Source organism: Streptomyces niveus, assembly GCF_001723055.1.
Classification (GTDB): domain Bacteria; phylum Actinomycetota; class Actinomycetes; order Streptomycetales; family Streptomycetaceae; genus Streptomyces; species Streptomyces niveus.
Genome location: NZ_MDCR01000543.1, coordinates 1 through 3,113, shown reverse-complemented (window position 1 = coordinate 3,113; position 3,113 = coordinate 1). Strand labels below are relative to the sequence as shown.

General features: G+C 76.0%; 1 protein-coding gene. It reads left to right on the top strand.

Translation table 11 applies throughout. The features are described 5' to 3' along the window. Positions 1-103: 103 nt before the first annotated feature. On the top strand, positions 104-3,113 hold a 3,010-nt coding region (locus tag BHU15_RS37430), incomplete at its 3' end, for an AAA family ATPase (protein WP_069631138.1).

Below are 3,113 nucleotides of genomic sequence, written 5' to 3'. Positions count from 1 at the left end.
CGCACGTACGCGGCGGCGCCGGCCCCGACGAACGGGAACGGTCCGTGCTGCGCGGCGCCTTCGACCACGTACGGGTCGACACCGCCGTACGCGAGGTGACCGGATGAGACTCCACCGATTGACCGTCACCGCCTTCGGCCCCTTCGCCGACACCCAGGAGGTCGACTTCGACACGCTCGGCGCCGCCGGGATCTTCCTGCTGCACGGCGCGACCGGCGCCGGGAAGACCTCCGTGCTCGACGCCGTCTGCTACGCGCTGTACGACGCCGTGCCGGGCGCGCGCCAGCTCAAGGGCGGCGCCACCAAGGACGCCACCCTGCGCAGCGACCACGCCCGGGCCGGTACGTACACGGAGGTCCTGCTCGAACTGACCGTCGCCGGACGGCGGTTGGAGATCACCCGCCGCCCCGCGCAGACCCGCCCCAAGAAGCGCGGCACCGGCGTCACCACGGAGAAGGCCCAGAGCTGGCTGCGGGAGTACGACTCCGAGAGCGCCGGCTGGAGCGCGCTGAGCCGGTCCCACCAGGAGATCGGCGAGGAGATCGGCCAGCTGCTCGGCATGAGCCGCGAGCAGTTCTGCCAGGTCGTCCTGCTGCCGCAGGGCGACTTCGCGCGCTTCCTGCGCGCCGACGCCGAGGCGCGCGGCAAGCTGCTCGGCCGGCTCTTCGACACCCGCCGGTTCGCCGCCGTCGAGGACCGGCTGGCCGAGCTGCGCCGCGCCGCCGAGCAGCAGGTGCGCGCCGGGGACGAGCGGCTGATCGGCGTCGCGCAGCGCCTCGCCCAGGCGGCAGGCCCCGGCCTCGAACAGCCGCTGCCCGCCCGGCAGCCCGGCGATCCCGGCCTCGCCCCCGCCGTCCTGGCATGGGCGGCCGTCGCCCGCTCCACGGCCCATGAGCGCCACGACATCGCCGAGTCCGCCCTCGCGGGCGCCGAGAGCCGGCAGGCCGCCGCGCGGCGACTGCTCGACGCCGAGCGCGAACTGGCCAGACTCCAGGAGCGATTCGCCGACGGGCGGCGACGGGCCGGGGCGCTCGAAGCGCGCCGTCCTCAGTACGAGGAGGAGCGCGCCACGCTGGAGCGCGCCCGCAAGGCCGACCAGGTCGCCCCCGCGCTCGCCCTGCGGGAGGACGCCGAACGCGCCCACCGCACGGCCGCCGCCGATCGCGACCGGGCACGCGCCCGGCTCCCCGCCGAACTCACCGACAGCGGCGCCGACCATCTCTCCGCGCTGGAGCGCAAGATGATCGAGGAGCTGGGCCGGGTCGACGCCGCCCGGGGCGCCGAGCGGCGCAGCGCGGAAATCACCCGCGAACGGGCCGAGCTGGACCGGCAGGCGCGCGCCGACGAAGAACTCCTCGCGGACGCCGCCGGCTGGCTCGCGGGCTGGGACACCGCCCGCCGACAGCACCAGGAACGCGTCGAGACGGCCCAGGAGGCGGCGACCCGCGCCGAACAGCTCGCGGGACAGCTCGAACCGGCCCGCGGGCAACTCGACGCCGCCCGCGCGCGCGACACGCTCGAAGCGCGGGCCGCCGAGTCGCAGCACCTCCTGAACAGCGCCCGCGAACGCGCCAACGACGCCAAGGAGAGCTGGCTCGATCTGCGCGAGCGACGGCTGCGCGGCATCGCCGCCGAACTCGCCGCCCGGCTCGTCGCGGGCGAGCCCTGCGCGGTCTGCGGCTCCGCCGACCACCCCGAGCCGGCGCGCGCCGGAGCCGGCCAGGTCGACCAGGCGTCGGAGGACGCCGCGCTCGCCTCCTCCAGGAGAGCCGAGGCGGCCGTGACACGGGCCGAGCACGACCACGCCTCCGTACGGGAGGAGTACGCGGCGGCCCGCTCGGCGGCCGGCGGATCGACCGTCGCCGAACTGGTCACGCTCACCGAGCGCCTGGGCCGCGAGCACACGGAGGCACACCGCCTGGCCGCCGGTACGCACGCGGCCCGCGAGGCGCTGGCCCGCGCCGAACGCGAGCACGAGGAGCGGCTCACCGCGCGGCGCTCCGCCGAGAACCGCGTCGCGGCCCGTACCTCCCGGCGCGAGGCGCTCGACCACGAACAGACCGGCCTCGAAGCGGAACTGGTCCGCGCCCGGGGCGGCGCCGACAGCGTCGCCGCGCACGCCGAGCGGCTCGCCAACCGGGCACGGCTGCTCGCCGAAGCGGCCGACACCGTACGGGACTTCGACACCACCGCCCGACGGCTCAAGGAGAGCGACGACCGACTCGCGGACGCCGCGTTCCGCGCCGGGTTCGACACCCCGCGCGCGGCGTCGGCCGCGCTGCTGTCCGGCGCGGAGCAACGCGGCCTGACCCACCGGATGGACGACTGGCAGGCCGACGCCGCCACCGTCGCCGACCGGCTCGCCGAGTCCGACGCGCGCGACGCCGCCGAGCGACCGCCCGCCCGGCTCGACACGGCGCTGACGTCCTACGAGGCGGCCGAGTCGGCCCTGCGCGCCGCGTCCACCGCGCTCGCGGGCGCCCGTGAGCGCGGCGCGGAGCTGGCCAGGCTCTCCCGGCGGGCCGAGGAGGAGGTCCGGGGCCTCGGGCCCCTCCGTACGGAGTACGAGCGGGTGGCCCGACTCGCCGGGCTCACCGCCGGCACGTCCAACGACAACGACCGCAAGATGCGCCTGGAGTCGTACGTGCTGGCCGCCCGGCTCGAACAAGTCGCGGCGGCGGCCACCGCGCGGCTGCTGCGCATGTCATCGGGCCGCTACACCCTCGTCCACTCAGACGCCCGCAGCGGAGGTGGGAAGCGGTCCGGACTCGGACTGCACGTGATCGACGCCTGGACGGGCAGCGCACGCGACACGGCGACCCTCTCGGGCGGTGAGACCTTCTTCGTCTCCCTCGCACTCGCGCTGGGCCTCGCCGACGTCGTCACCGACGAGGCGGGCGGCGCCCGGCTGGACACCCTCTTCATCGACGAGGGCTTCGGCAGCCTGGACGACCAGACACTGGACGAGGTCCTGGACGTGCTGGACTCGCTGCGCGAACGGGACCGCACCGTCGGCATAGTGAGCCATGTCGCCGACCTCCGCCGCCGGATCCCGACGCAACTGGAGGTGACGAAGTCCCGCCGGGGCTCGACGGTCAGCCTCCGTACGGAGG